This is a genomic window from Streptomyces sp. NPDC023573 (assembly GCF_055559735.1).
This window is the reverse complement of the sequence record NZ_JBVHKB010000002.1, coordinates 570,253-596,682: the sequence shown is the minus strand read 5'-3', so window position 1 is coordinate 596,682 and position 26,430 is coordinate 570,253. Positions and strand designations below refer to the sequence as shown.

General features: G+C 72.9%; 25 protein-coding genes. 18 read left to right on the top strand and 7 right to left on the bottom strand.

The genetic code is table 11. The annotated features are described in order from the left end of the window. Positions 1–28: 28 nt before the first annotated feature. Both ACZ32T_RS09295 and ACZ32T_RS09290 read right to left on the bottom strand, forming a co-directional pair. Positions 29–1,195 carry a serine hydrolase domain-containing protein gene (locus ACZ32T_RS09295; RefSeq protein WP_467270242.1) on the bottom strand — a complete coding sequence of 389 codons (1,167 nt, stop codon included), beginning with the start codon at positions 1,193–1,195 and terminating at the stop codon, positions 29–31. 55 nt (positions 1,196–1,250) lie between these two features. Further along, positions 1,251–2,189 carry a LysR family transcriptional regulator gene (locus tag ACZ32T_RS09290; protein ID WP_467366083.1) on the bottom strand — a complete coding sequence of 313 codons (939 nt, stop codon included), beginning with the start codon at positions 2,187–2,189 and terminating at the stop codon, positions 1,251–1,253. A gap of 151 nt (positions 2,190–2,340) precedes the next feature. Here ACZ32T_RS09290 and ACZ32T_RS09285 point away from each other — a divergent pair, with 151 nt between their 5' ends. From ACZ32T_RS09285 to ACZ32T_RS09220, 14 genes are all read left to right on the top strand, one after another. Then, a complete protein-coding gene (locus ACZ32T_RS09285; RefSeq protein WP_467270244.1) occupies positions 2,341–3,300 on the top strand; it encodes an EamA family transporter in 960 nt (319 codons plus the stop codon). 92 nt (positions 3,301–3,392) lie between these two features. Further along, positions 3,393–3,911, top strand: a complete 519-nt coding sequence (locus tag ACZ32T_RS09280; protein ID WP_467270246.1) for a DinB family protein — start codon at positions 3,393–3,395, stop codon at positions 3,909–3,911. Positions 3,912–4,015: 104 nt separating this feature from the next. Further along, on the top strand, positions 4,016–4,183 hold the full coding sequence (locus ACZ32T_RS09275) for a hypothetical protein (protein WP_467270247.1): 168 nt from the start codon (positions 4,016–4,018) through the stop codon (positions 4,181–4,183). Positions 4,184–4,275: 92 nt separating this feature from the next. After that, positions 4,276–4,641: a cupin domain-containing protein gene (locus tag ACZ32T_RS09270; RefSeq protein WP_467366081.1), complete on the top strand. Its 366-nt coding sequence runs from the start codon at positions 4,276–4,278 to the stop codon at positions 4,639–4,641. A 114-nt stretch (positions 4,642–4,755) separates the two neighbouring features. Then, a complete protein-coding gene (locus ACZ32T_RS09265) occupies positions 4,756–5,562 on the top strand; it encodes a TIGR03084 family metal-binding protein (protein WP_467366079.1) in 807 nt (268 codons plus the stop codon). Next, positions 5,559–7,274, top strand: a complete 1,716-nt coding sequence (locus ACZ32T_RS09260) for an acyclic terpene utilization AtuA family protein (RefSeq protein ID WP_467366076.1) — start codon at positions 5,559–5,561, stop codon at positions 7,272–7,274. Before ACZ32T_RS09265 ends, ACZ32T_RS09260 begins: the two co-directional genes overlap by 4 nt. Then, on the top strand, positions 7,271–8,866 hold the full coding sequence (locus ACZ32T_RS09255) for an acyl-CoA carboxylase subunit beta (RefSeq protein ID WP_467270253.1): 1,596 nt from the start codon (positions 7,271–7,273) through the stop codon (positions 8,864–8,866). Before ACZ32T_RS09260 ends, ACZ32T_RS09255 begins: the two co-directional genes overlap by 4 nt. Before the next feature lie 8 nt (positions 8,867–8,874). Further along, a complete protein-coding gene (locus ACZ32T_RS09250) occupies positions 8,875–10,851 on the top strand; it encodes an ATP-binding protein (RefSeq protein WP_467366074.1) in 1,977 nt (658 codons plus the stop codon). Further along, complete coding sequence (locus ACZ32T_RS09245) at positions 10,848–12,011, top strand: acyl-CoA dehydrogenase family protein (RefSeq protein WP_467270257.1); 1,164 nt, start codon at positions 10,848–10,850, stop codon at positions 12,009–12,011. Before ACZ32T_RS09250 ends, ACZ32T_RS09245 begins: the two co-directional genes overlap by 4 nt. An 81-nt stretch (positions 12,012–12,092) precedes the next feature. Beyond that, complete coding sequence (locus tag ACZ32T_RS09240; protein WP_467366072.1) at positions 12,093–13,670, top strand: 4-coumarate--CoA ligase family protein; 1,578 nt, start codon at positions 12,093–12,095, stop codon at positions 13,668–13,670. Further along, positions 13,667–14,401: an enoyl-CoA hydratase family protein gene (locus ACZ32T_RS09235; RefSeq protein ID WP_467366070.1), complete on the top strand. Its 735-nt coding sequence runs from the start codon at positions 13,667–13,669 to the stop codon at positions 14,399–14,401. The genes ACZ32T_RS09240 and ACZ32T_RS09235 overlap by 4 nt, the downstream gene beginning before the upstream one ends. After that, positions 14,389–15,006, top strand: a complete 618-nt coding sequence (locus tag ACZ32T_RS09230) for a TetR/AcrR family transcriptional regulator (RefSeq protein WP_467270263.1) — start codon at positions 14,389–14,391, stop codon at positions 15,004–15,006. Before ACZ32T_RS09235 ends, ACZ32T_RS09230 begins: the two co-directional genes overlap by 13 nt. 60 nt (positions 15,007–15,066) lie before the next feature. After that, on the top strand, positions 15,067–15,513 hold the full coding sequence (locus tag ACZ32T_RS09225; RefSeq protein ID WP_467270264.1) for an SRPBCC domain-containing protein: 447 nt from the start codon (positions 15,067–15,069) through the stop codon (positions 15,511–15,513). After that, positions 15,510–15,863 (top strand): ArsR/SmtB family transcription factor, encoded by a 354-nt coding sequence (locus ACZ32T_RS09220; RefSeq protein ID WP_467366068.1) that lies wholly within the window; start codon positions 15,510–15,512, stop codon positions 15,861–15,863. The genes ACZ32T_RS09225 and ACZ32T_RS09220 overlap by 4 nt, the downstream gene beginning before the upstream one ends. A 26-nt stretch (positions 15,864–15,889) precedes the next feature. Here the strand turns inward: ACZ32T_RS09220 and ACZ32T_RS09215 are convergent, their stop codons facing one another. Beyond that, positions 15,890–16,999, bottom strand: coding sequence for a citrate synthase 2 (locus ACZ32T_RS09215; protein WP_467270267.1), 1,110 nt, complete (start codon positions 16,997–16,999; stop codon positions 15,890–15,892). Positions 17,000–17,257: 258 nt separating this feature from the next. On the opposite strand from ACZ32T_RS09215, the gene pdxH reads away from it, so the two are divergent. Together pdxH and ACZ32T_RS09205 are read left to right on the top strand one after the other, a co-directional pair. Further along, positions 17,258–17,890 carry a pyridoxamine 5'-phosphate oxidase gene (gene pdxH / locus ACZ32T_RS09210; protein ID WP_467270322.1) on the top strand — a complete coding sequence of 211 codons (633 nt, stop codon included), beginning with the start codon at positions 17,258–17,260 and terminating at the stop codon, positions 17,888–17,890. Between the two features lie 388 nt (positions 17,891–18,278). Continuing rightward, positions 18,279–19,670 (top strand): PAS domain-containing protein, encoded by a 1,392-nt coding sequence (locus ACZ32T_RS09205; RefSeq protein WP_467270269.1) that lies wholly within the window; start codon positions 18,279–18,281, stop codon positions 19,668–19,670. Between the two features lie 48 nt (positions 19,671–19,718). On the opposite strand, the gene ACZ32T_RS09200 is transcribed toward ACZ32T_RS09205, so the two are convergent. Beyond that, positions 19,719–20,474 carry an SIS domain-containing protein gene (locus ACZ32T_RS09200; protein ID WP_467366066.1) on the bottom strand — a complete coding sequence of 252 codons (756 nt, stop codon included), beginning with the start codon at positions 20,472–20,474 and terminating at the stop codon, positions 19,719–19,721. A gap of 210 nt (positions 20,475–20,684) precedes the next feature. Here ACZ32T_RS09200 and ACZ32T_RS09195 point away from each other — a divergent pair, with 210 nt between their 5' ends. Next, positions 20,685–21,377 carry a metal-dependent transcriptional regulator gene (locus ACZ32T_RS09195; protein ID WP_401512769.1) on the top strand — a complete coding sequence of 231 codons (693 nt, stop codon included), beginning with the start codon at positions 20,685–20,687 and terminating at the stop codon, positions 21,375–21,377. 800 nt (positions 21,378–22,177) lie between these two features. Further along, entirely contained in the window at positions 22,178–23,071 is an 894-nt protein-coding gene (locus tag ACZ32T_RS09190; protein ID WP_467270273.1) for an alpha/beta fold hydrolase, read from the top strand. Between the two features lie 86 nt (positions 23,072–23,157). Here the strand turns inward: ACZ32T_RS09190 and ACZ32T_RS09185 are convergent, their stop codons facing one another. The 3 genes from ACZ32T_RS09185 to ACZ32T_RS09175 are packed head-to-tail and all read right to left on the bottom strand — an operon-like array spanning position 23,158 to position 26,338. After that, positions 23,158–24,801: a transporter gene (locus tag ACZ32T_RS09185; protein WP_467366064.1), complete on the bottom strand. Its 1,644-nt coding sequence runs from the start codon at positions 24,799–24,801 to the stop codon at positions 23,158–23,160. Continuing rightward, the gene (locus ACZ32T_RS09180) at positions 24,798–25,622 is read right to left on the bottom strand and encodes an ABC transporter ATP-binding protein (protein WP_467270276.1); all 825 of its coding nucleotides are present in this window, start codon (positions 25,620–25,622) and stop codon (positions 24,798–24,800) included. The genes ACZ32T_RS09185 and ACZ32T_RS09180 overlap by 4 nt, the downstream gene beginning before the upstream one ends. 38 nt (positions 25,623–25,660) lie before the next feature. Next, a complete protein-coding gene (locus ACZ32T_RS09175) occupies positions 25,661–26,338 on the bottom strand; it encodes a bifunctional DNA primase/polymerase (RefSeq protein WP_467366062.1) in 678 nt (225 codons plus the stop codon). Between the last annotated feature and the right edge of the window lie 92 nt (positions 26,339–26,430).

The following is a 26,430-nucleotide window of genomic DNA, read 5'->3' as shown; positions in this document are numbered from 1 at the left end:
GGGCCGGCCACGGACCGGCCGCCCCGTCTCAGAGCGTGGCGACGGCCGAGCTCACCGCCGCGGAGAGCCGCTCGTTCTCCGGGGCGGCACCGCCGGGAAGAGCGAAGCGACGCCGGGTGTAGCCGTAGGCCACGCCGTTGACCGGATCGGCGTACGCCTGCGACCCAGCGGCTCCCGAGTGCCCGAAGGCGCCCTCGCCCAGGGCCGGGTAGTGCCCCTGCTGCGCCTCGAAGCCCAGGGCGAAGGGGTCGGCCTGCGCGGTCACCACGTCGGTCCCCTTCCACCGCACCCGGCCGGCCTCGGCCACCGTCTCCGGGGTGAGCAGCGGCGGCAGGCCGTCCAGTCCTGAGACCGCCGCCGCGTACATCCCCGCGAGCCCCCGTGCCGAACCCACCCCGCCGACCGAGGCAGGACCGAGGGCGCGTACCGCGCGGGTGTTGGCGAAGGCGACCAGGTCGAGCGGCGGGTCCTCGGCGAAGCCGAACGCGAGCGCCGTCAGGCTGTCGGGGTCGAGCGGGTTCGCCGCGGCCTCCGCCTGCTGCTCCGGGGTGGCCACGGCGGGGCGGACGGCCACGTAACGGGGTTCGAGCTCCTCGGGCAGGCCCAGGTGGAAGCCGAGTCCGTACGGGGCGCGCACCCGCTCCTCGAACATCTCCTGGACCGACCGCCCGGTGACCCTGCGGACCACCTCGCCGGTGAGGGCGCCGATCACCAGCGCGTGGTAGCCGACCTCCGTGCCGGGCGTCCAGTAGGGCCGCTGCCCTGCCAGCCGCCCGGCGATGACGCGGTCGTCGGCCAGCTCCTCGACGGTGAATCCGCCGTCGGCCCAGATCAGCCCGGCGCGGTGGGACATCAGCTCGCGCACGGTCAGTCCGGCCTTGCCCTCGGCGGCGAACTCCGGCCAGTAGGACGCGACCGTACGGTCCGGATCGATGACCCCGTCCTGGACGAGGAGGGCGACGACGAGATGGGCGGCGCCCTTGGTCGAGGAGTACACGGCGGGCAGTGAGTCGCCGTCGATGCCCTCTCCGGCCCACAGGTCCACGACGAGCCGGCCGTGGTGGTACACGGCGAGCTGGCTGCCCGGCTCTGTGTGGTCCGCGGCGAGTACGGCGGCGAACTCCTCCCGTACGCCCTCGAAGCCCGCCGCGACCGTGCCGTGCACGCTGATAACGGTGTCGCCGGTGTCCGTCATGAGACGCCCCCTGGAGTGATCGACCTGATCGGTACAGGTCCCCAACTCCCCTACGTCACGGCTTCATTCCCCGTAGACCGACGGAATTCCCGGGCGGCGCGCCCTGTTCGCGCGCCACGATCTCCCGGGCGAGCGCCGCCAGTCGGGGCAGCGCGGGGTGGCCGGGGCCGTCCCGGCGGGCCAGCAGGACGGGCAGCGGCGGGGCGTCGTCCAGCGGCACGTAGACGACACCCGCGTACGCGTGCATCCGGGCGGTGGAGGTCCCCGAGACCCCGATGCCGCGCCCGGCCGCGATGGCGGTGAACCAGTCGTCGGTGTTGGCGACGGTGACGGTGGCGGCGGGGCGGGCGTCCGGAGGCCACAGGCCGAGCGTGGTGGTGCCCGAGACGGTGTTGAGGACGACCGGGTCGCCGGCCAGATCCGCCAGCGACACGGAGGCGCGGGCGGCCAGTGGGCCGTCGGCGGCCACGGCCGCCACCCGGGCCTCGGTGAACAGCACCTCGGTGACGAGCCCCGGGGTCTCCACGGGCCCGCGCAGCAGCGCGGCGTCCACCTCGCCGCGGGCGAGTCCGGCCGTACGGTCGTCGATGCGCAGCAGTTCCAGCGGGGTCCCGGGGTGGCGCCGCTGCCAGGCCCGCAGCAGCGGTGTGGTGTACGGGCCGAGTGCGGACCAGGCGTGCCCGATCCGCAGCGGCCGGTCGTGCGGCCCTCCCGGGCCGACGGCCTCATCGAAGGCGCCGACCGCGGCGGCCGCCTTGTCGCGGAAGGCGAGGCCCTCGGGGGTGAGGGCGAGGTGGTGGGTGGACCGGTCGACGAGCCGGACGCCCAGGTGCCGCTCCAGGGCGGCGAGCGTGCGGGAGACGACGGGCTGGGTGACGCCGAGCAGGGCGGCCGCGCGGGTGACGCTGCCCTCGTCGGCGACGGCGAGGAAGGCCCGGAGGTGCCGGACCTCGATGGAGCGGCCACCGGTGCCCATGCCCTGTCCAGTGCTCATGCCTGCGGAGCATAACGGGAGCCCAATCGGCATTTCACGGGAGGCGCGCGGGTCCCTACGGTGAGGACGTGAACGGCGCGCCCTCGGTGCCGTACCGTAGACCCCCTGGTGCACTCCAATGGACCCTGATGGACTGAAGGAAAGGTTTCCGGTGAACGACCCGCGCGCCGCCGCAGAGCCCGCCGCTGCTGTTGCCGTACCCGAGGCGGTCTCCGCGCTCGACGAGCCGGGTCACGGCCGGCCGGGGCGCCCCGGCGCCCGGAGGGCCGCACTCGGCCCGGTCGCTCTGGTGGTGGCGGGCGGGCTCTCCGTGCAGTTCGGCGCGGCGGTCGCCGTCCTGCTCATGCCGAAGGCGGGCGCGCTGGGCGTCGTCACCCTGCGTCTCGCCGCCGCCGCTGTCGTCCTGCTGGTGATCTGCAGGCCGAAGCTGCGGGGGCACTCGCGCGCCGACTGGGGCACCGTGGTCGCCTTCGGAGTCGCCATGGGCGGCATGAACATGCTCTTCTATCAGGCCGTCGACCGCATCCCGCTGGGAGTGGCCGTCACCCTGGAGGTGCTGGGCCCCCTGGTCCTGTCCGTCGTCGCCTCCCGCCGGCTGATCAGCCTCGTCTGGGCGGCTCTGGCCCTCGGTGGTGTCGTCCTGCTCAGCGGCGGCGGGTTCGACCGCCTGGACCCCGTCGGGGCGGCGTTCGCCCTGGGCGCGGGCGTCATGTGGGCGGTGTACATCCTCTTCAGCGCCCGCACCGGCCGCCGCTTCCCGCAGGCGGACGGACTGGCCCTGGCCATGGTGGTGGCGGCGGTCCTCTCGCTGCCCCTCGGCATCATGGAATCGGGCTCGAAGCTCGTCGTCCCGACGACGCTGGCCCTGGGTGTCGCCGTGGCGCTGCTGAGCTCGGTCCTCCCGTACACCCTCGAACTCATGGCCCTGCGCAGGCTGCCCGCGCCCACCTTCGCGGTCCTGATGAGCCTGGAACCGGCCATCGCGGCCACGGCGGGCTTCCTCCTCCTCGACCAGGCCCTCTCGACCACCGACGCCCTCGCCATCGCCCTGGTCATCGGGGCGAGCATGGGCGCGGTGCGCAGCCAGACGCGGGGCGCACGGAAGCGGTGAGCCCGTCGCGCCAAAAGGACCCTTTCGTTCCGCCTGCGGGGCCAGGCGTCCACTTCTAGTGTGGTCGCGAAACAGCCGACCTGGAGGAACACATGCCGGAACGCGACGATCTGCTCGCGCTCGTGACCGATCAGCGCACCAACTTTCTCTACACCGTCGCGGAACTCGACGACGCCGGGGCCCGGGCCCGGACGACGGTCAGCGAGCTGACCCTCGGCGGACTCCTGAAGCACCTCGGGGTCGTGCAGCGCGACTGGCTCGACGTCGTCGAGGGCACCGCCCCCGCCACGGTCGACTGGGCGGACCTCGACCCCGACGGCAACCGGATGACCGACGCCGAGACGGTGCCCGGGCTGCTGGAGGCATTCCACGCGGCGGCGGCCGCGTTCGACCGTACGGTGCGCGAGGAGGCCGACCTCGACCGCGAGGTCACGCTGCCCTCGTACCCCTGGTCGCCCCCGGAGCCGGTCGTCTGGACCGTCCGGCACGTCCTGTGGCACATCTTCCGGGAGATCACCCACCACAGCGGCCACGCCGACATCATCCGCGAGGCGCTGGACGGCGCCAGTACCACGGCGAAGATGGCCGAGGCGGCGTCGAAGGGGCAGTGACTCCGCGGCGGGGCCGCGGCACGGGCGCGCGCCGGCCGCGGCCACCGCGCCGGGAGCGGGCGGGGGAGGCACGATGGAGGGGACCGGAGGAAGGAGGCCCGCACATGGGATCCGCCAAGGGAACCGATGAGTACGACGGGCTGTACTCGCACACACCCTCGCAGGCCGAGGGCGAACGCGACGAGCCGCCCGCACGCGGCAGGGCCCCCGAGCCCCACCCCGACGTCCCCCGCACCGAACCCTCCCAGGCCGAGGGCGACCGCACGGACTGACCCGGCCGGGTCGGTCGTTGGTAAGTTACGGACAGGATCCCACCCGGAATGTCCGGTATAGGTGTCCGTAACTTCCCAGCGATGAGGGGTTGATGAGCGGCGACGGTGTGTACGTGGGCCATGCGGACGAGGACGCGGCGCTGGACCGGGGTTGGTTGCTGGGGCACTTCAAGGAGCCCTCGGACCCCCGCCACAGCGAGGCCCTGGAGATCAAGTGGGGCGTTCATCCGCAGGGTGACGCGCGGCCGGAGTGGGTCCGGGGCGAGGAGCGCACCGCTCTGCTCGTGCTCATCAGCGGCCGCTTCCGCATGCGGTTCCCCCAGCGTGACGTCCTGCTGGCGCGCCAGGGCGACTACGTCGTCCGGGGCCGAGGCGTCGACCACTCCTGGTGCGCGGAGGACGCGTCCGTCGTGCTGACCGTGCGCTGGCCCTCGGTGCCGGGCTACCGGGCCGGCTGAGCGCGCTCCGCCTGTCGTCGGTGGGGCTGAATAAATCATGCAAGCGTGCTTGCTTGTTTTGCGGGGCGCTGGCATGCTCCGGGGCACACCGCCACGCCCCGAGGGGAGCGCACCGTGCCCGACGCATCGGCCGTGACCGCCGCCGTGCTCGACGACATGCGTGAGGAGAGCGACGAACTCGACCTGCTGGTAGCGGGTCTGAGCGCGCACGAGTGGGCCGCGCCGACCCCCGCCGAGGGGTGGACCGTCGCCCATCAGATCGCCCACCTCAACTGGACCGACGAGGTGGCCCTGACCGCCGCCACCGAGCCCGACGCCTTCGCCGCCGAGGTCGAGAAGGCGCTGGCCGCCCCTGAGACGTTCGTCGGCGACGCGGCCGAGGAGGCCGTCATCGCCCTGACGCCGGAGGCGCTGCTCGTGGAGTGGCGGGAGGGCAGGGCCCGGCTCCGGAAGGCACTGCGCGCGGCGCCCGCAGGGACGAAAGTGCCCTGGTACGGGCCGCCGATGAGTATCGCCTCCATGGCGACGGCGCGGCTCATGGAGACCTGGGCGCACGGCCAGGACATCGCCGACGCGCTCGGCGTGACCAGGAAACCGACAGCGCGGCTGCGGCACGTCGCCAGGATCGGCGTACGGGCACGGGACTACGCCTACGTCGTACGGGGTCTGCGACCGCCCGCCGGGCAGTTCCGTGTCGAACTTCGGGCCGAGGACGGCGGGTTGACGGTGTACGGGCCCGAGGACGCCGACCAGCGGATCACCGGCCCGCTCCTCGACTTCTGCCTGCTCGTCACCCAGCGGGCCCACCGGGACGACCTCGCCGTCGAGGCGGTGGGCGCGGACGCCGGGCAGTGGCTGGACATCGCGCAGGCCTTCGCCGGCCCCGCCGGCCCCGGGCGGCCCCGGAAGACGGACCGATGACCCGGCCGGTGAACCGGCCCCTGCGCATCGGTAACGCGTCCGGCTTCTACGGCGACCGCTTCGACGCCCTGCGCGAGATGCTCACCGGCGGGCCGCTGGACGTCCTCACCGGGGACTACCTCGCCGAGCTCACCATGCTGATCCTCGGCCGGAGCCGCGTCGAGGACCCGAAGCGCGGCTACGCCTCCACCTTCCTGCGGCAGCTGGAGGAGGGGATCGGGCTCGCCCACGAGCGGGGAGTCAAGATCGTCGCCAACGCCGGCGGGCTGAATCCGGCCGGACTCGCCGACGCCGTACGGGAGCTGGCGGAACGGACCGGTGTGCCCGTGCGGGTCGCGCACGTCGAGGGCGACAGCCGGCCCGTGCCCGACGGTTGTCTCACGGCCAACGCCTACCTCGGCGGCGGCGGCATCGCGGCCTGCCTGCGCGCCGGGGCCGACATCGTCGTCACCGGCCGGGTCACCGACGCGGCCCTCGTCACCGGGCCCGCCGCCGCCCACTTCGGCTGGGGCCCGGAGGACCGCGACGCCCTCGCCGGGGCCGTCGTCGCGGGGCACGTCCTGGAGTGCGGGACCCAGGCCACCGGCGGCAACTACGCCTTCTTCGGCGAGCACGACGTCCGCCGGCCGGGGTTCCCGCTCGCCGAGGTCCATGAGGACGGCAGCAGCGTCATCACCAAGCACGACGGGACGGGCGGTGTCGTCGACATCGGTACCGTCACCGCGCAACTGCTGTACGAGACCGGCGGTGCGCGCTACGCCGGCCCCGACGTCACCGCCCGGCTCGACACCGTCACGCTCACGCAGGACGGGCCCGACCGGGTGCGGATCAGCGGAGTGCGCGGCGAGGCCCCGCCCCCGACGCTCAAGGTGGGGCTCAACCGGCTGGGCGGATGGCGCAACGAGGTCGTCTTCGTGCTGACCGGGCTCGACATCGAGGCCAAGGCCCGGCTGGTGCGGGAGCAGTTGGCCGATGCCCTGGACCGCGCCGGTTCGAAACCCGCCGAGGTGCGGTGGGAGCTCGCCCGCACCGACCGGGCCGACGCCGCGACGGAGGAGACCGCGAGCGCGCTGCTCCGCCTCGTCGTGCGCGACCCGGACGCGGGGGCCGTCGGCCGTGCCGTGTCCGGGGCGGCCGTGGAGCTGGCGCTCGGCAGCTACCCGGGCTTCCATGTGACCGCCCCGCCCGGGAAGGGAGCGCCGTACGGGGTGTTCGAGGCGGCGTACGTACCGGCGGGCGACGTCGAGCACGTCGCCGTACTGCCCGACGGGACCCGGGAGGCCGTCCCGGCGGCCGGCCCGTACCGCCGGCTGGAAGACGTCGAGGAGCCGGGCCTGCCCGAACCGCTGCCCGCCGGGCCCGCCCGCACCGCCCCCCTCGGGCGGGTCGCGGGCGCCCGCAGCGGTGACAAGGGTGGTGACGCCAACGTCGGCGTGTGGGTCCGTGACGACGACGCCTGGCGGTGGCTCGCCCACGAGCTGACCGTCGCGCGGTTCCGGGAACTGCTGCCGGAGACCGCCGGGCTCACCGTCGTACGCCATGTCCTGCCCCGGCTGCGGGCGCTCAACTTCGTCGTCCACGGCCTCCTCGGTGAGGGCGTCGCCGCGCAGGCGCGCTTCGACCCGCAGGCCAAGGCGGTGGGGGAGTGGCTGCGGTCCCGGCACGTCGCCGTGCCCGTACGGCTGCTCGACCGACCGGAGGTGCACGCATGACCGTCCTGCCCACCGCGCTCGACACCACGGGGCCCGAATACGCCGCCCACCGCGAGGCCATGCTCGCGAAACTCGCCGAGCTGGAGACCGAGCACGCCAAGGCCCTCGCGGGCGGCGGCGAGAAGTACGTGGCCCGCCACCGGGGGCGCGGAAAGCTCCTCGCCCGGGAGCGCGTCGAACTGCTCCTCGACCCGGACACCCCCTTCCTGGAGCTGTCACCGCTGGCCGCCTGGGGCAGTGACTACGCGGTCGGCGCCTCCCTCGTCACCGGGATCGGCATCGTCGAGGGCGTCGAGTGCCTGATCACCGCCAACGACCCGACCGTGCGCGGTGGCGCCTCCAACCCGTGGACCCTGAAGAAGGCGCTGCGCGCCAACGAGATCGCCTTCGCCAACCGGCTCCCCTGTATCTCGCTGGTGGAGTCCGGGGGCGCCGACCTGCCCTCGCAGAAGGAGATCTTCATCCCCGGGGGCGCCCTGTTCCGTGACCTCACCCGGCTGTCCGCCGCCGGGATCCCCACCGTCGCGGTGGTGTTCGGGAACTCCACGGCCGGCGGGGCGTACGTCCCCGGCATGTCCGACCACACCGTGATGATCAAGGAGCGGTCCAAGGTCTTCCTCGGCGGCCCGCCCCTGGTGAAGATGGCGACCGGGGAGGAGAGCGACGACGAATCGCTCGGCGGCGCCGGGATGCACGCCCGCACCTCCGGCCTCGCCGACCACTACGCCGTCGACGAGCACGACGCGCTGCGGCAGGCCCGCCGGATCGTCGCCCGGTTCAACTGGCGCAAGGCGCACCCGGATCCGGGGCCGGCGGAGCCGCCGAAGTACGACGAGGACGAGCTGATCGGGATCGTGCCCGGCGACCTCAAGGTCCCCTTCGACCCCCGTGAGGTCATCGCCCGCCTCGTCGACGGCTCCGACTTCGACGCCTTCAAGCCGCTCTACGGGACCAGCCTGGTCACCGGCTGGGCCCGACTGCACGGCTATCCCGTGGGTATCCTCGCCAACGCGCAGGGCGTGCTGTTCAGCGAGGAGTCGCAGAAGGCCGCACAGTTCATCCAGCTCGCCAACCAGCGCGACATCCCGCTCGTCTTCCTGCACAACACCACCGGCTACATGGTCGGCAAGGAGTACGAACAGGGCGGCATCATCAAGCACGGCGCGATGATGATCAACGCGGTGTCGAACTCCAAGGTGCCCCACCTCTCGGTGCTGATGGGCGCCTCCTACGGCGCCGGGCACTACGGCATGTGCGGCAGGGCCTACGACCCCCGCTTCCTCTTCGCCTGGCCCGGAAGCAAGTCCGCTGTCATGGGCCCCCAGCAGCTCGCGGGCGTCCTCTCGATCGTCGCCCGCGCCTCCTCCGCGGCGAAGGGGCTCCCCTACGACGACGAGGCCGACGCCGGGCTGCGCGCCATGGTGGAGCAGCAGATCGAGTCCGAGTCGCTCCCGGTGTTCCTCTCGGGGCGGCTGTACGACGACGGGGTCATCGACCCGCGCGACACCAGGACCGTCCTCGGGATGTGCCTGTCCGCGATCCATACGGCACCGGTCGAAGGCGCGCGCGGCTTCGGCGTCTTCCGGATGTGAGGCAGAGGATGATCACCGCACTGCTTGTCGCCAACCGGGGCGAGATCGCCTGCCGGATCTTCCGCACCTGCCGTGAGCTGGGCATCTCCACCGTCGCCGTGTACTCCGACGCGGACGCCGGTGCCCTGCACGTACGGGAGGCCGACACCGCCGTACGCCTGCCGGGTGCCGCGCCCGCCGAGACGTATCTGCGGGGCGACCTCGTCGTCGCCGCCGCGCTCGCCGCGGGTGCCGACGCCGTGCACCCGGGGTACGGCTTCCTCTCGGAGAACGCCGGGTTCGCCCGCGCCGTGCTGGACGCCGGCCTCGTCTGGGTGGGGCCGCCGGTCAAGGCCATCGAGCTGATGGCGTCCAAGACACGCGCGAAGGAGCTGATGGGCGCCGCCGGGGTGCCGCTCCTGGCCCCCGTGGACCCGGGGAGTGCCACCGCCGCCGATCTTCCCCTGCTGCTGAAGGCGGCTGCGGGCGGGGGCGGGCGGGGGATGCGCGTCGTGCGCGAACTGCCGGCTCTGAGCGGCGAGCTGACCGCCGCCTCCGCCGAGGCCGCATCCGCCTTCGGGGACGGCGAGGTCTTCGCCGAGCCGTACGTCGAGCGCGGCCGGCACGTCGAGGTCCAGGTCATGGCGGACGGGCAGGGCACGGTCTGGGCGCTCGGCACCCGCGACTGCTCGCTCCAGCGCCGCCACCAGAAGGTCATCGAGGAGGCCCCGGCCCCGGGCCTCGACGACGGACTGCGGCAGCGGCTGCACGACGCGGCCGTCGCCGCCGCCCAGGCGGTGGGCTACCGGGGCGCCGGGACGGTCGAGTTCCTCGTGTCGGCCGAAGGGCGCCCGTACTTCCTGGAGATGAACACCCGGCTCCAGGTCGAACACCCCGTCACCGAAGCCGTGTTCGGCCTCGACCTCGTCGCCCTGCAACTGCGCGTCGCGGAGGGCGAGACGCTCCCGGCGGCTACCCCGCCCGGGTCCGCCGGACACGCCGTCGAGGCCCGGCTCTACGCCGAGGACCCGGCACGGGACTGGCAGCCGCAGACCGGAGCACTGCTCACACTCGACGTGCCCGGCGAACCCGGCATCCGCCTCGACACCGGCTACACCGGCGGCGACACGATCGGCGTGCACTACGACCCGATGCTCGCCAAGGTCATCGCCCACGCCCCCACCCGCAACGGTGCGGTCCGGCTCCTCGCCCGCGCGCTCGAACGCGCCCGTATCCACGGCCCGGTCACCAACCGGGAGCTCCTCGTGCGCTCCCTGCGCCACCCGGACTTCGTCGCGGGGCGCCTCGACACCGGCTTCTACGACCGGCACCTGGCGGCCCTGACCCACGGCGCCGACGAGGCGGACCAGCGGCTCGCCGCCACCGCCGCCGCCGTCGCCACTGCGGCCCGTAACGCCACTTCCACCACCGCGGGCGGGTTCACCCGCTTCGGCGCCTGGCGCAACCTCCCCTCGCAGCCCCAGGTCAGGTGCTACCGCGGTGAACCGGACGGCCGTGAGCACCGGATCACCTACCACCGCACCCGCGACGGTGTGGCCGTCGACGCGGAGGGCGTACGCGTGGTCTCCGCCGGCCGTGCCCGCGTCACCCTCGAAAGCGCGGACCTCGTCACACGGCACTTCGGCATCCTCGTCCGCGACGACCGGGTGTACGTGGACACCGCCACCGGCTCGTACACCTTCACCGCCCTGCCCCGCTTCACCGACCCCGCCGAGCGCACCGAACCCGGCTCCCTGCTCGCACCGATGCCCGGCACCGTCGTACGCCTCGCCGACGGGCTCGCGCCCGGCGCCGGAGTCGAGGCCGGGCAGCCGCTGATCTGGCTGGAGGCGATGAAGATGGAGCACCGCATCCTCGCCCCCGCCTCCGGCACCCTCACCGCGCTCCACGCCGCCCCCGGCCTCCAGGTCGAGGTCGGCGCACTGCTCGCCGTCGTACAGGACGCCACGGAAGCCCCCGCGCACCAGGAGGAGACGACCCCATGAGCACCGTCCTCGAAGCCGAAGAGCACAAGGCCCTCCGCGCCGCCGTCGCCGCACTCGGCAAGCGCTTCGGCCGCGACTACAGCACCGGACTCGCCCGCAAGGGCGAGCACCCCCGCGAGCTCTGGGAAGAGGCCGGCAAGCTCGGCTACCTCGGCGTCAACCTCCCCGAGGAGTACGGCGGCGGGGGCGGCGGCATGGCCGAGCTGTCCATCGTCCTGGAGGAGCTCGGCGCCGCCGGGAGCCCTCTCCTGATGATGGTGGTCTCCCCGGCGATCTGCGGCACGGTCATCGCCCGCTTCGGCACGGAGGAACAGAAGCGGACGTGGCTCCCCGGTCTGTCCGACGGCACGCTGACCATGTCGTTCGGCATCACCGAACCCGACGCCGGCTCCAACTCGCACCGCATCACCACCACCGCCCGCCGGGACGGTGGGGACTGGATACTCAACGGCCGCAAGGTCTTCATCTCCGGTGTCGACATCTCCGACGCCACCCTGATCGTCGGCCGCACCGAGGACGCCCGCTCCGGCAGCCTCAAGCCCTGCCTCTTCATCGTCCCCCGTGACACCCCGGGCTTCTCCCGCACCCGGATCGACATGGAACTCCAGGCGGCCGAGAAACAGTTCGAGCTCGTCCTCGACGACGTACGGCTCCCCGCCGACGCGCTGGTCGGCGAGGAGGACGCCGGCATCCTCCAGCTCTTCGCCGGTCTGAACCCGGAACGCATCATGGGCGCCGCCTTCTCCATCGGCATGGGCCGCTACGCCGTCGAACGGGCCGTGGAGTACGCGAAGACCCGCACCGTCTGGAAGGACGCGCCCATCGGTGCCCACCAGGCCATCGCCCACCCGCTCGCCCAGGCGCACATCGAGCTGGAGCTCGCCCGGCTGATGATGCAGAAGGCCGCCAGGCTCTGTGACGCCGGCGACGACACCGGAGCCGGTGAGGCCGCCAACATGGCGAAGTACGCCGCCGCCGAAGCCTGCGTCAGGGCCGTCGACCAGGCCGTCCACACCCTCGGGGGCAACGGGCTCACCCGCGAGTACGGGCTCGCCTCCCTCATCACGGCGGCGCGTGTCTCCCGTATCGCCCCGGTCAGCCGGGAAATGATCCTCAACTACGTCTCCCACCAGACCCTGGGCCTGCCGAAGTCGTACTGAATCCTCCGGTCGCTCCCGGGTCTCCCCATCCGCCCCCGCAGGGGCGATTCCGGCTCTCCACCCGCGTCGAAGGGGACCGCCATGGTGTTCCACAGCGAGTACGCAGACGTCCCGCCCCTCGAAAGACCCATCCACGAAGCCGTCCTCGGCAACGCCCAGGACTTCGGTGACATCCCCGCCCTGATCGACGGGACCAGCGGGATGACCGTCACGTACTCCCAGCTCGACACCTTCCACCGGCGCATCGCCGCCCACCTCGCCGCGGCGGGCCTGCGCAAGGGCGACGTCCTCGCCCTGCACAGCCCCAACACGATCGCCTACCCGCCCGTCTTCTACGGGGCGACCCGGGCCGGCGCCACCGTCACGACCATCCACCCGCTGGCCACCCCCGAGGAGTTCGCCAAACAGCTGGGGGACTCGGGCGCCCGCTGGATCGTCACCGTCTCCCCGCTCCTCGACGTCGCCCGCCGGGCCGCCGCGCTCGCTGGCGGCATCGAGGAGATCTACGTCTGCGACCAGGCCGAGGGCCACACCTCCGTGCTCGACATGCTGGGGTCCACCGCCCCCGAGCCCGACATCGCCTTCGACCCGGCCGAGGACATCGCCGTACTCCCGTACTCCTCCGGCACCACGGGCACCCCCAAGGGGGTCATGCTCACCCACCGCTCCATCGCCACCAACCTGGAGCAGCTGCGGCCCCTCGTCCCCCTCGGCGAACGCGAACGCATCCTGGCGGTGCTGCCCTTCTTCCACATCTACGGGCTGACCGCCCTCATGAACGGGCCGCTGCGCTACGGTGCCACGGTCGTCGTCCTGCCCCGCTTCGACCTCGCCCAGTTCCTGGAGACGATCCAGACCCACCGCATCACCGGTCTGTACGTCGCCCCGCCCATCGTCCTGGCCCTCGCCAAGCACCCGCTCGTCGGCGACTACGACCTCTCCTCGCTGGAGTACATCGTCAGCGCCGCCGCCCCGCTGGACGCCCGGCTGGCCACCGCCTGCTCCACCAGGCTCGGCGTGCCCGCCGTGCGGCAGGCGTACGGGATGACGGAGCTCTCGCCCGGCACCCATGTCGTGCCCCTGGACGCGGAGAACCCGCCGCCGGGCACGGTCGGCAAGCTGCTGCCCGGCACCGAGATGCGGATCGTCTCGCTCACCGACCCCTGCGCCGACGTCCGCGACGGGACCGACGGCGAGATCCTCATCCGCGGTCCCCAGGTGATGAAGGGCTACCTCGGCCGCCCCGACGCCACCGCCGCCATGATCGACGAGGAGGGCTGGCTGCACACCGGGGACGTCGGCCGCGTCGACGCGGAGGGCTGGCTGTACGTCGTCGACCGGGTCAAGGAACTCATCAAGTACAAGGGCTACCAGGTCGCCCCCGCCGACCTGGAGGCGCTCCTGCTGACCCACCCCTCGATCGCCGACGCCGCCGTCATCGGTGTCCCCGACACCGACGGAAACGAGATCCCCAAGGCCTACCTGGTGCGCCGGCCGGACGCGGGGGACCTCACGGAGGACGACGTCATCGCCTACGTCGCCGAGCGCGTCTCCCCGTACAAGAAGGTCAGACGGGCCGAGTTCATCGAGGCGGTGCCCCGCGCGGTGTCCGGCAAGATCCTGCGGCGCGAGCTGCGCGACCGGGAGAAGGCGCGATGACCCTGGCACCCCCGGCCCACGACCGAGGAATCACCACCCTCACCCTCGACTCCCCGGCCAACCGCAACGCGCTCTCGGCCCGGCTCGTCGGCGAGCTCACCGAGGCGCTGGCCGGCTGCGCGGCCGACGACACCGTCCGCGCCGTCGTCCTCACCCACACCGGCAACACGTTCTGCGCGGGCGCCGACCTCACCGCGCCGCCCGATCCGCACGAACTCGTCACCCTCATGCGGCGCGTCGTCGCCCTGCCCAAGCCCGTCGTCGCCCGGGTCACCGGCCACGTCCGGGCCGGCGGCCTCGGGCTGCTCGGGGCGTGCGACATCTCCGTCGCGGGCCCCGAGTCCTCCTTCGCCCTCACCGAGTCGCGCCTGGGCCTCGCCCCCGCCGTGATCTCCCTGCCGCTGCTGCCCCGCCTCGACCCGCGCGCCGCCGCCCGCTACTACCTCACCGGGGAACGCTTCGACGCGGAGGAAGCCGCGCGGATCGGCCTCGTGAGCGTCGCCGCCGACGACGTGGACAAGTCGCTCGAACCGGTACTGGACGGACTGCGCAGAGCGTCACCGCAGGGGCTGGCCGCATCGAAGGAGCTGGTCACGGCTACTGTGCTGCGGAGTTTCGACAGTCACGCCGAAGACCTCATCGCCCGCTCGGCAGCGCTCTTCGCCTCCGACGAAGCACGGGAGGGGATGACGGCCTTCCTGGAACGACGGGATCCCGCATGGGTGCTGTGACGCCCCCGAAGCAGGACAGGAGCCGCGCCACCCGGCAGCGGCTCCTGGCCTCGGCGGTCGCCTGCCTCGCCGAACGCGGCTGGGCGGGCTCCACCGTATCCGTCGTCGCCGAACACGCCGGGGTCTCGCGCGGCGCCGCCCAGCACCACTTCCCCACCAGGGAGGACCTGTTCACCGGCGCCGTCGAGTACGTCGCCGAGGAACGCTCCGCCGCCCTGCGCGCACTGCCCGTCCAGGGCCGCACGGAGGTCGTCGCCGCGCTCGTCGACCTGTACACCGGGCCGCTCTTCCGCGCCGCGCTCCAGCTCTGGGTCGCCGCGTCCAACGAGGACCAGCTCCGGCCCCGCGTCACCGAACTCGAAGCACGGGTGGGCCGCGAGACCCACCGCATCGCCGTCGAACTCCTCGGCGCCGACGAGACCCGCCCCGGGGTACGCGAGACGATCCAGGGCCTCCTGGACATGGCCCGGGGCCTGGGCCTGGCCAACGTCCTGACGGACGACAGGTTGCGCAGAGGCCGCGTCGTCGCGCAGTGGGCGGCTCTGATCGACGACGTGCTGGGCCGTCCCCGACGGCCGGACCCGCAACCGAACGGTTGCTCCTGACTCTCGCACGTGCAACCCTGTAGTTGCACACACCTGATGGCGGAAGCAGAGGAGCCTGTCGTGAGTGAGGACCGGATCGAGCGCGAGACCCTGATCGCGGCATCCCTGGAACGGGTCTGGTCACTGGTGACCCAGCCCGGCTTCTGGGTGGCCGAGGAAGCGAGCCTGCCCGGCACGGTGGCGAAGGAGGGTGTGACGACCGTGGTGAAGAACGCCGAGTACGGCGAGTTCCCGGTGTACGTGGAGAAGGTCGAGCCCCTGACGTACGTGGCCTACCGCTGGGCAAGCGCCTTCCCCGGCGAAGGGCTGGGCGAGGGCAACAGCACCCTCGTGGAGTTCAGCCTCACGCCGGAGGGGGACTCCACCAGGCTCCGCGTGGTGGAGAGCGGATTCGCCGCCCTGACCGGGTCCGAGGAGCTCCGGGCCAAGGCCTACGAGGACAACACCGGCGGCTGGCCGCAGGTGCTGGACGCGTTGAAGGCGCGGGCCGAACGGCAGGCGGCGTGACCGGAGGGCCCGGCGAAGCCGCCGAGGACGTCGAAGGCGTCCTCGGCGCGCTGGCGGACCCCATGCGACGCCGCATACTCGACCTGCTCGCCGCGCAGGGGGAGGCCACCGCCACGGCCCTCGCGGAAGCGCTGCCCGTCTCACGCCAGGCGGTGGTCAAGCACCTCACCGTCCTGGACGCCGTGGGACTGGCCGCCGGCCGCCGGGCCGGACGCGAGGTCCGCTACACCGTGCGGCCCACCGCGCTGGACGCGACGGCCCGCTGGATGTCCGCCCTGGCCGGCGAGTGGGACAGGCGGCTCGACCGCGTCAAGCGGCTCGCCGAGCAGACGGAGCGGGACGCGCCCTGAGGTGCGTCCCGCGGTCCGTCGCCCCGTCAGTTCCCCAGGTCCGCCAGCTGGTCGAACCCCTGGATCGAGCGGGGGTCGCGGGTGCCCGGGCCGACGTACGTCGCCGAAGGGCGCACCAGGCGGCCGGTCCGCTTCTGCTCCAGGATGTGCGCCGACCAGCCCGCCGTACGGGCGCAGCTGAACATCGACGTGAACATGTGCGCCGGGACCTCCGCGAAGTCCAGCACGATGGCCGCCCAGAACTCCACGTTCGTCGCCAGGACCCGGTCGGGGCGGCGGGCGTGCAGCTCCTCCAGGGCGGCCTTCTCCAGGGCCTCCGCCACCTCGAAGCGCGGTGCGGCCAGCTCGCGGGCGGTGCGGCGCAGGACCCGGGCGCGGGGGTCCTCGGCGCGGTAGACGCGGTGGCCGAAGCCCATCAGGCGCTCACCCCTGTCCAGCGCCTGCTTCACATAGGCCCTGGCGTCACCCGTCCGCTCGATCTCCTCGATCATCCCGAGGACCCGGGACGGAGCCCCGCCGTGCAGGGGGCCCGACATGGCGCCCACCGCCCCGGACAGCGCCGCCGAGACGTCCGCGCCGGTCGAAGCGATGACGCGGGCGGTGAAGGTGGAGGCGTTCATCCCGTGCTCGGCGGCCGACGTCCAGTAGGCGTCGACGGCCTTGACGTGCTTCGGGTCCGGCTCACCGCGCCAGCGGATCATGAACCGCTCCACCACGGACTCCGCCTTGTCGATCTCGCTCTGCGGAACCATCGGCAGCCCCTGGCCACGGGCCGACTGGGCGACGTACGACAGGGCCATCACGGCGGCCCGTGCCAGGTCGTCGCGGGCGGTCTCCTCGTCGATGTCGAGCAGCGGCTTCAGGCCCCACACCGGCGCCAGCATGGCGAGCGCGGACTGCACGTCGACGCGGATGTCGCCGGAGTGGACCGGGATCGGGAAGGGCTCGGCGGGCGGCAGGCCGGGGTTGAACGCCCCGTCCACCAGCAGACCCCAGACGTTGCCGAACGACACATGGCCGACGAGGTCCTCGATGTCGACGCCGCGATAACGGAGCGATCCGCCTTCCTTGTCGGGCTCGGCGATCTCCGTCTCGAACGCGACGACTCCTTCAAGTCCGGGTACGAAGTCGGACATCGGGCGGCTCCCTCGACTCGGCGGCTGTATGACGGCCACAAAGGCCGGTCCAGGCATACTGGCGGGTTACCACGACGCGGGGAAGGGTGACGTCCGGCACAGCCTCCCGGCTCGCGGACCGGCGATCCCGCCCCTCCCCGCGGGAATTGCGGCCCGCTGCGGCAGGATGGGCGCGTGACCGCAGCAGATGCCACTCCGTCCTCCGCTTCCGCCTCCTCTCGCGTTCCGTCATCCGATTGCACCACCGATCCGGCCGCGATGCGCGAGCAGTACCGCTCGGAGGACTTCGTCGAGAAGGACCTCGCCGCCGACCCCATGGACCAGTTCGCCCACTGGTTCCGCCAGGTCGCCGGGGGCGGCGCGCTCCACGAGCCGAACGCGATGGTGGTCTCCACGGCCGACTCGCAAGGCCGGCCGTCCTCCCGGACCGTGCTGCTGAAGCACTACGACGACCGCGGTTTCGTCTTCTTCACCAACTACGGCTCCCGCAAGGGCCGCGAACTGACGGCGAACCCGTACGTCTCGCTGCTCTTCCCGTGGCACCCGCTCGCCCGCCAGGTCATCGTCACGGGCACCGCGTCCCGCGTCGGGCGGGAGGAGACGGTCGCGTACTTCCGCACCCGCCCGCACGGCTCCCAGCTGGGCGCCTGGGCCAGCGAGCAGTCGACGGTGGTCGGCTCCCGCCAGGAGCTGACCGACCGCTACGAGGAGCTCGCCGCCCGCTACCCGGAGGGCGAGAAGGTCCCCGCGCCGCCGCAGTGGGGCGGATTCCGCGTCGTGCCGGACGCGATCGAATTCTGGCAGGGCCGCGAGAACCGGCTGCACGACCGGTTGCGCTACGTCCGGGAGAGCCCGGCCGCCGAGTGGCGTGTGGAGCGCCTCTGCCCGTGAGCCGGTGTCCACCCGGCCCGGATACGCAGAAACCCGCAGGCTCTGGTCCCTCCTTGCGGAGGAGCCGGCCGGACTTACCGGCGAGCCTGCGGGTCGGTGACTGCTTGGGATTGGCCGACAACCGGCCTGCACTGAAAGAGCGCGACAACGGGCGTCAGCCCGCAGTCACCTCACGAGTCCGAGAAGAAATCACTTCCGGAACACCTCCTTTCTTCGCTGACAGCAGCCTAAGAACTCCCCCCGGCACCACACAAGCGAATTAACGGGTCCATCGATGGACAACGGATTTCGTGGAAGTGGCTGTGTGGTGGCTCACGTTCGAGTTCAATGGGTCTGACGTGCGGCAATGCGGAATCCGCGGCGGAATATGCCATGCAGGGGGTACGGAGTGAGTGCTTCCAGGAGCACCGGGACCACCGACGAGATCGGCCCGGACGAGGACCCCGGGCGGGAGCCCCCGGCGGTGGCGATACCCGGGTCCCGGCTCCTCGCCGCGCTGCTCGACGGCATGGACGCCGCGCTCTGCGCGTTCGACGCCCACGGCACCATCACCCACTGGAACCGCGAGGCCGAGCGGATCCTCGGCTGGAGCGCCGACGAGGCTGTCGGACGGCGCGGCTTCGCGGGGTGGGCCGTGCGGAGCGCGGACGCGGAGGACGTGCACGGGCGGCTGCTGGCGGTCATGGACGCGCCGGGGCGGCAGGTCCACGAGTTCGCGCTGCTGCGCAAGGACGGCGGGCGCGTCCTCGTGCGGACCCAGTCGTCGGGGGTGCGGGGCGAGGACGGGAAGCCCGCCGGGGTGTACTGCGCGTTCAGCGAGGTGCACGCGCAGATCGATCTGGAGCGGTCCATCGCGATCGGCGAGGCCCTGTTCGAGGACGCGTCCTGGGGGGTCGTCGCCGTGGACGTCGACCTGCGGCCGACCGTGGTCAACGCCTACGCGGCCCGGGCACTGGGCGGCGGGCGTACGACGCTGCTGGGGCGTCCGCTGGGTGAGCTGATCGTGCAGGGCGTCGAGGAACTGGAGGGGGCGCTGCAGCATGTGCTCGCCGAGGGTGCGCCGTCCGCACCGGCCGAGCTGTGGGTGACCCTGCGGACCGCCGAGGGCGAGCGGCGGCGCTGCTGGCGCAGCGGGTTCCTGCGTCTCGCCTCGCCGCTGGCGGAAGAGCCCGTCCCGCTGGGGGTCGGCTGGCTGTTCCGGGACGTCACGGCGGCGAAGCTCGCGGAGCAGGAAGCGGACCGGGTGCGTTTCCGGGCCAACCAGCTGCACCGGGCGGCGCGCCAGGCGGCGGAGTGCGAGGACCCCATGGAGGCGGCGACGACGTCGCTGGACTACGCGCTGGCGGGGTTCGCCGACCATGTGGTGGTCGACCTGCTGGCTGACCTGACGGCGGGGGAGAAGCTCGTACGGGCCGCGTCCACGCCTCACGACGCGCCGGGCCCGTGTCTGCCGGTCTCCGGCGGTTCGCTCCCGGTGCGGTACGGACCGGGGCACCCCGCGTGCCAGGCCGTGGAGCGTACGGGTTCCGTGCGGGCGGTGGCGCCGGCGGGGGCGGGCGAGGCGTGGGCGGTGGAGCACCAGTGGCCGGGGGACTCGGCGCACGCCCTGTGCGCGGTGCTCCGGAGCCGGGGGCGGACGCTGGGTGTGGTGACCTTCCTGCGCGCGGCGAACCGGGGCGCCTTCGAGCGGCCCGACGTGATGTACGCGGAGAGTGTGGCGGTCCGGGTCGCCTCGGCGGTCGACCTGGCCCGGCTGACGGCCGGGCCCGAGCCGGTCTGAGCGGACGCGCCCGCCTCCTGCCCGTCCCCCGGCCCCGTGCCGGAGCGCTCAGTGCCGGTAGAAGATGCGGTCGCCGTACTCCCGCATCACGCGCCCGTTCCACTCGTGGCCGCCGTCGACGTTGCCCGAGCGCAGCAGCGGCGGTTCGATGCCGCGGGCGACGAGCTCCTCCGCGGCGGTGGCCATCATGGCCTGCATCAGGGCGCTGGTGACGACGGTCGACGCGGGGGCGAACGGAGCCTCGACGCCCTCCGCGCTCAGCTCCGCGTCACCGATCGCGATCTTGCTGTCGAGCACGATGTCGCAGTGGTCCCGGAGGAATCCGCCCGAGACGTGCCGGGACCTGGTGCCCGTCGTGTACGCGACCGAGGTGACGCCGACCACCGTCAGGCCGAGCGCCCGGGCGTTCTGCGCCATCTCCACGGGCAGGGCGTTCCGCCCCGACAGGGAGATGATCACGAGGAGATCGCCGGCCCGGGCCGGGCTGGAGTCGAGCACGGCGCTCGCGAGGCCGTCCACCCGCTCCAGCGCGGAGCCGAGCGTGGCCGGCATGACGTCGACGCCGACGGTGCCGGGCACGGCGAGCAGGTTCATCAGGGCCAGTCCGCCCGCACGGTAGACGACGTCCTGCGCGGCGAGCGAGGAGTGCCCGGCACCGAAGGCGAAGAGCCGCCCGCCCGCGGCGACGGTGTCGGCGATCGCGGCACCCGCGGCGGCGACCGCTGCGGACTCCTCGTCGCGCACCCGCTCCAGCAGGCCGATCGCTGCGTCGAAGAACTGACCGGCGAGCTTGCTGTCGCTCATCGAGGAGGCCTTTCCTGCGGGGGTGGGGGGTCCGTGCGGTGCCCGTGTCGCGGATCACGTTGCGGTCTGGACCAGTGGACTGTCAATAGCGCTCCGGACCGGCCGTCGGCACGGAGTCACGACGGCGGGGCACGGTTGTCGGTGCCATGCGTCAGAATTGGTGGAGGGCCATCGCACGACGACTTCATGTCACAGCATCGAGGGGCACGTATGTCCGGACTGATCGATACCACGGAGATGTACCTCCGCACCATCCTCGAGCTCGAAGAGGAAGGCGTGGTCCCCATGCGCGCCCGCATCGCCGAACGGCTGGACCAGAGCGGTCCGACGGTCAGCCAGACGGTGGCGCGCATGGAGCGGGACGGCCTGGTCCAGGTCGCGGGGGACCGCCATCTGGAGCTGACCGAGGAGGGGCGCCGCCTGGCGACGCGGGTGATGCGCAAGCACCGGCTCGCCGAGTGTCTGCTCGTCGACGTCATCGGCCTGGAGTGGGAGCAGGTCCACGCCGAGGCCTGCCGCTGGGAGCACGTGATGAGCGAGGCCGTGGAGCGCCGGGTCCTGGAGCTGCTGCGGCACCCGACGGAGTCTCCGTACGGGAACCCGATCCCGGGCCTGGAGGAGCTGGGCGAGAAGGCGGAGGCCGATCCGTTCCTGGACGAGGGCATGGTCAGCCTGGCCGAGCTCGACCCGGGCCCGGAGGGCAAGACCGTGGTGGTGCGCCGGATCGGTGAGCCGATCCAGACCGACGCACAGCTGATGTATTCGCTGCGGCGGGCGGGGGTGCAGCCCGGTTCGGTCGTCAGCGTGACCGAGTCGGCCGGCGGGGTGCTGGTCGGATCCAGCGGTGAGGCGGCCGAACTGGACGCCGAGGTCGCCTCGCACGTCTTCGTAGCCAAGCGCTGAGCAGGGCTTTTCCATGCACCGGTGCCCTGCCCGCGAGTGCAGGCGCCGGTGCGGATGCACGTGCAGATGTGAACCGGTAAGCCCGGTTTCTGTTTTCCGCCCGGAATCGCAGCGCCCGGGCGAAACGCGTGCCAGGCTGTGGCCAGGCCTATGACCTGAGGGTGCCGGCGGAGTCTGCCGGACGGCCGGGGAGGGAGCGGGGAATGCGCCCGTCGCGCTGGCACATGCACCGTGGGGTGACTGCCGGGCCTTCCGGCGTCCGTGCGCCGGGCGCCCGCACGCGTCCCGGGTCCGGGGTGCATACCCGCACGCGTCCCGGGTCCGGGGTGCATACCCGCACGCGTCCCGGGGCGCATACCCGCCCACGTCCCCATGACTTCACGCCGCACCCCGCTGCCACGCCCCCCGGTGCGGCCACGGCCGTGCCGGGTGTTCGAATCGCGCCGGTGGGCCTCCGCACCGCCCGGGCGGTCGGCGGGACGGTCCCGGCGGTCCGCCGGGAGCGCGGATCCGTCCGTAACGGAAGAGGGGACGGCCCCGACGCCCGAAGGCGCCGGGGCCGGTCCTCCCCTGCGCTGACCTGGAGCCCCGAGCTCTTCAGGTCAGTCCCCGCGGACCCCTGTCCCCGAGCGGTCCGCTTCCCGGAGAAGGTCTCCCCTGGGGAGGCGTCGTCAATCCTGAACCACTGTCACTCAAACGTGGGATGTTGCGAGCCAGAAGCAGGTTTTCGAATAAAGGTTCGATAGTCTGGCACGCGCGAACACATGGTGATCGAGGACCAGAAGGGGGTGCCAGAACCTATGGTGCGGCGCATCGATGTGACCGGATCGGACGGCCTACGCCTCGCGGCCTGGGAGTTCGCCGATCCTCCCAAAGGGCGCGCGGAAGCCGGACGAGCCCCCGGGATCTTAATGCTCCACGGGCTGATGGGCCGGGCCACGCACTGGGCCTCCACCGCCCGCTGGCTCTCCGAGCGCCACCGCCCGGTCGGCCTCGACCAGCGCGGTCACGGGCGCAGCGAGAAGCCGGCCGACGGGCCGTACACCCGCGATGCCTACGTCGCGGACGCCGAGGCCGCGATCGAACAGCTCGACCTCGGGCCGGTCACCCTGATCGGGCACTCGATGGGTGCGCTCACCGCCTGGCAGCTCGCCGCGAAACGCCCCGACCTCGTCAAGGCGCTGATCATCTGCGACATGCGGGCCTCCGCGCTCGGGGCGGCGTCCCAGCGGGAATGGGCGGACTGGTTCACCACCTGGCCGCTCCCCTTCGCGACGCTCGCCGACGTACGGAAGTGGTTCGGCGAGGACGACCCCTGGGTGGAGCGGCCCAACCCCTCCCGCGGTGAGTTCTTCGCCGAGGTCATGGCCGAGAGCGCCGACGGCTGGCGGCCCGTCTTCTCCCAGGAGCAGATGCTGACGTCCCGGGCCACCTGGGTCTACGACGCCCACTGGGAGGAGCTGGCGCAGGTGCGCTGCCCCACCCTGGTCCTGCGCGGGATCGAGGGGGAGCTGGGCAGGGCCGAGGCCCAGGAGATGGTCCGCGTGCTGCCGCGCGGGCAGTACGCCGAGGTGGAGGACGCCGGCCACCTCGTCCACTACGACCGGCCGGAGGGCTGGCGCCGGGCGGTGGAGCCCTTCCTGGAGCGCCTCTCCGACGGCTTCCGGGACGACCGGGAGGCCGTCAGCCCCTGATGCCGGGACGACCGGGACGACCGGCAGGCCGTGAGCCTCTGATCACCGGAGGCCGACCCGGGCGCCCCGCCCGGTGAGCCGGCCCCTCAGCCCTTGCTGACCGCGGCCAGGATCTCCGGGAGCCGGTCCGCCGTGCGCGGCGCCGCCAGCCGCACGCCCACCCAACCGATGAGCGCACCGTAGACCGCCCCCACCGGCAGCAGCAGCCACAACTGGTCCTGATGGTCCGCGACGTGCAGCCAGATCGTCAGTCCGATCACCGGCCCGCTGAGCACCGCCGCGGCGACCATGCCGCCGAGGATGGAGATCCAGGCGAGCCCGGCCTGCCCCGGAACGACGTTCTTGAACGCCCCGTCCTGAGGGATCGAGTACGGGAAGAGGGCCGAGGCCAGGGCGCCCGTCGCCAGCATGGCGCCCAGCAGGGCGAACGACAGCCCCATGACCCCCGGCAGCGCCGCCCAGTCGCCGAGCACCGCCGCGGTCACCACCGTCACCACGACCGTGTACGGCAAAGTGATCAGCAGCAACGCCAGCGCACGTGCCCGGAGTTCCACATAGGCGTCCCGGGTCGAGGAGACGGACAGGGCCACCATCCAGAAGGCGGACGTGTCCTGCCCGAACTGGTTGTACATCTGCATGCCGAGCATCCCGGCCGCGAAGCACGCGAAGTAGACCGACCCGGACCCCTGCACCGCGTTGAGCACGGGAACGATCAGGCCGATCGCCAGGGCGCTCACCCAGGACGCCTTGGTCTTCGGGTCGCGTACGACATACCTCAGGCTCCGCTCCATCACGGTGCCCGTGCGCCCCTCGGGCAGCAGCGAGAAGAGCCCGGAGCGCTCGGTGCCCGACCGGCGTGCCGAGGGCTCGGCGGCGGCGAGCGTGGAGCCGTCCGGTGACGTCATCAGCTTCACCAGGCTCCGCTGCCACAGCCACATCAGGCCGCCCAGCGCGAGCACCGAGATCAGCAGCTGACCGAGCGCCGCGCCGTACGAACCCTCGGAAGCGGACTCCACGGCGCCGAGAGCGGAGGCCGGCGGCAGCCAGCGCACCACGTCCGCGACCGGTTCGAGCGAGGACAGCCCGCTCCCCTGGCCCAGGCGCTGCACGCCGAAGTTGACGAACTGGATGCCCACCGCGATGACCAGCCCGCTGAGCACCGCGAGGTCGCGGCCCTTGCGTGAGGTCAGCAACCGGATGTTGGCCGTCGCGACGGACCGCGCCAGCGCCACACAGACCAGCAGCGTCAGCGGCACGGCGACCACCCCGAACACCACCGCCGCGGCGCCGTGCGCCACCGCGATCACCGAGCCGAAGACCAGGGCGAGCGTGAAGAGCGGGCCGATGCCGATCAGCGAGGCCACCAGCAGCGCCCCGATCAGGGGGCGGGGCCGCAGCGGCAGCATCACCAGCCGGCTCGGGTCCAGGGTCTCGTCACCGCTCGGGAAGAACAGCGGCATCACCGCCCAGCCCACCGCCACCACCGCGGTCAGCAGCACCACCAGGGTGCCCGCCTGGGCATGCCCCCGGAGCGCGACCAGGCCGATCACCTGGGCCACCGCGAACAGCAGGGAGACGACGAGCGACGCGACATAGGCGGCCCGGCGCCCGGACGACTGGCGCAGCCCGTTGCGCAGCAGCGTCAGCTTGAGCCGTACGAAGACGGGGACGATGCCCTGGCCGGGCACGGCGGGGACGGCGGAACCCGCGGGGGCGTCCAGCACCGTCATCGTGCACCGCCCAGCCAGTCCAGGGAGTCCCCGGTGTCCCGGGCGCCCGCGCCGACCAGTTCCAGGAAGGCGTCCTGGAGGGAGGCCGCGTCGCCGCGCACCTCGTCCAGCGTGCCCCGGGCGCGGATCCGACCCGCCGCCATGACGGCCACCCAGTCGCAGAGGGACTCGACGAGCTCCATCACATGGCTGGAGAAGACCACGGTCGCGCCGGAGCGGGTGTAGCGCTCCAGCACCCCGCGGATGGTCTGCGCCGACACCGGGTCGACGCCCTCGAACGGCTCGTCGAGGAACAGCACTTCGGGGTTGTGCAGCAGCGCGGACGCCAGCCCGATCTTCTTCCGCATCCCGGTCGAGTAGTCGACGACCAGCTTGTGCTGCGCCCCCGCGAGATCCAGCACGTCGAGCAGCTGGGTGGCCCGCTTGTCGACCTCGGCGCCCGGAAGCCCGCGCAGACGCCCGGTGTAGCCGAGGAGTTCACGCCCGGAGAGGCGCTCGAAGAGCCGCAGCCCCTCCGGCAGCACCCCGATCCGGGCCTTCACCTCGACCGGGTCACGCCACACGTCGTGGCCGGCGACCTCGATCCGCCCCATGTCGGGCCTGAGCAGCCCGGTCACCATCGAGAGGGTGGTCGTCTTCCCCGCACCGTTCGGGCCGACCAGGCCGATGAACTTGCCGGCCGGCAGCTCCAGATCGATCCCGCCGACCGCGACCTGCTCCCCGAACCGCTTCCACAGCCCCTCGACCCGCACGGCGGGCGGTGGCGCCACGGTCCCGCCCGCGATGTCCGTCCTGCCCGTGCTGTCCGCCTGGTCCGGCATGGCACTGCCTTTCGATATCCCCACGTGTGGGGACCACCCTACGAAAGACGTGTCCGGGCGTCGGCCGCCTCCCGGGCGCAGGCGTACGCGAGCGGGCTGATCAGCTCCTCCGCGTCGGGCAGCCAGAGATCGGCGCGGGCGGGCCTGCGGGCCCACTGCACGGCGCCGCGTCCGGCCACCCGGGTCGGCGGCGCGGCCACGTAGTGCCCCTCGCCGGCTCCCGTCAGGCCGATCGTCCCGGCGTCCCAGCCCAGTTGCCCTACGAGTACGGGTGCCTTGGCGGCCGCGCCCGGCAGGGCGAAGAACAGCATCCGGCGGTCCGGGGTCCGGGTCACCGGGCCGAGCGTGAGGCCCATGCGCTCCATCCTGGCGAGGGCCAGGAAGCCGGCGGACTCCGGTACGTCCAGGGCGTCGAAGGTCCGGCCCGCGGGCAGCAGGACCGACGACCCGGGCTGCCTGGCCCACATCCTGCGGGCCGCGGCGGCGCTGCCGGTCGCCTGGCCCGCCCAGTCGGGCCGGGTGGGATGAGCTCCGGGGGCGGCGCAACCGGTGTCACCGCACGAGCAGCGCTCCGTCCCCCCGGCGGCGTCGAGCCAGGTGCCGGGAAACACGTCCCAGTGCCGTTCCTGGGCGTACCAGGCCGCGGCCTCGAGCAGCTGGTCACTCCGCTGCCGGGGGATCCGGGCGGCTTCCGTCACTCCGATGGGCTCTTCCACGCCCCGCTCAACTCCCGCCGCCACCAGGGGTTACGGGCGCGTGTGTGCCCTTCGAGAGGGATCGATCCTGCATGCGGGGCGCACGGATGCAC

Bases quoted from the DNA above. Each gene is read 5' to 3' on its own strand.
- ACZ32T_RS09295 (WP_467270242.1), bottom strand. From the start codon at position 1,195: ATGACGGACACCGGCGACACCGTTATCAGCGTGCACGGCACGGTCGCG.
- ACZ32T_RS09290 (WP_467366083.1), bottom strand. From the start codon at position 2,189: ATGAGCACTGGACAGGGCATGGGCACCGGTGGCCGCTCCATCGAGGTC.
- ACZ32T_RS09280 (WP_467270246.1), top strand. From the start codon at position 3,393: ATGCCGGAACGCGACGATCTGCTCGCGCTCGTGACCGATCAGCGCACC.
- ACZ32T_RS09275 (WP_467270247.1), top strand. From the start codon at position 4,016: ATGGGATCCGCCAAGGGAACCGATGAGTACGACGGGCTGTACTCGCAC.
- ACZ32T_RS09270 (WP_467366081.1), top strand. From the start codon at position 4,276: ATGAGCGGCGACGGTGTGTACGTGGGCCATGCGGACGAGGACGCGGCG.
- ACZ32T_RS09260 (WP_467366076.1), top strand. From the start codon at position 5,559: ATGACCCGGCCGGTGAACCGGCCCCTGCGCATCGGTAACGCGTCCGGC.
- ACZ32T_RS09255 (WP_467270253.1), top strand. From the start codon at position 7,271: ATGACCGTCCTGCCCACCGCGCTCGACACCACGGGGCCCGAATACGCC.
- ACZ32T_RS09250 (WP_467366074.1), top strand. From the start codon at position 8,875: ATGATCACCGCACTGCTTGTCGCCAACCGGGGCGAGATCGCCTGCCGG.
- ACZ32T_RS09245 (WP_467270257.1), top strand. From the start codon at position 10,848: ATGAGCACCGTCCTCGAAGCCGAAGAGCACAAGGCCCTCCGCGCCGCC.
- ACZ32T_RS09240 (WP_467366072.1), top strand. From the start codon at position 12,093: ATGGTGTTCCACAGCGAGTACGCAGACGTCCCGCCCCTCGAAAGACCC.
- ACZ32T_RS09235 (WP_467366070.1), top strand. From the start codon at position 13,667: ATGACCCTGGCACCCCCGGCCCACGACCGAGGAATCACCACCCTCACC.
- ACZ32T_RS09230 (WP_467270263.1), top strand. From the start codon at position 14,389: ATGGGTGCTGTGACGCCCCCGAAGCAGGACAGGAGCCGCGCCACCCGG.
- ACZ32T_RS09215 (WP_467270267.1), bottom strand. From the start codon at position 16,999: ATGTCCGACTTCGTACCCGGACTTGAAGGAGTCGTCGCGTTCGAGACG.
- pdxH (WP_467270322.1), top strand. From the start codon at position 17,258: ATGCGCGAGCAGTACCGCTCGGAGGACTTCGTCGAGAAGGACCTCGCC.
- ACZ32T_RS09200 (WP_467366066.1), bottom strand. From the start codon at position 20,474: ATGAGCGACAGCAAGCTCGCCGGTCAGTTCTTCGACGCAGCGATCGGC.
- ACZ32T_RS09195 (WP_401512769.1), top strand. From the start codon at position 20,685: ATGTCCGGACTGATCGATACCACGGAGATGTACCTCCGCACCATCCTC.
- ACZ32T_RS09190 (WP_467270273.1), top strand. From the start codon at position 22,178: ATGGTGCGGCGCATCGATGTGACCGGATCGGACGGCCTACGCCTCGCG.
- ACZ32T_RS09185 (WP_467366064.1), bottom strand. From the start codon at position 24,801: ATGACGGTGCTGGACGCCCCCGCGGGTTCCGCCGTCCCCGCCGTGCCC.
- ACZ32T_RS09180 (WP_467270276.1), bottom strand. From the start codon at position 25,622: ATGCCGGACCAGGCGGACAGCACGGGCAGGACGGACATCGCGGGCGGG.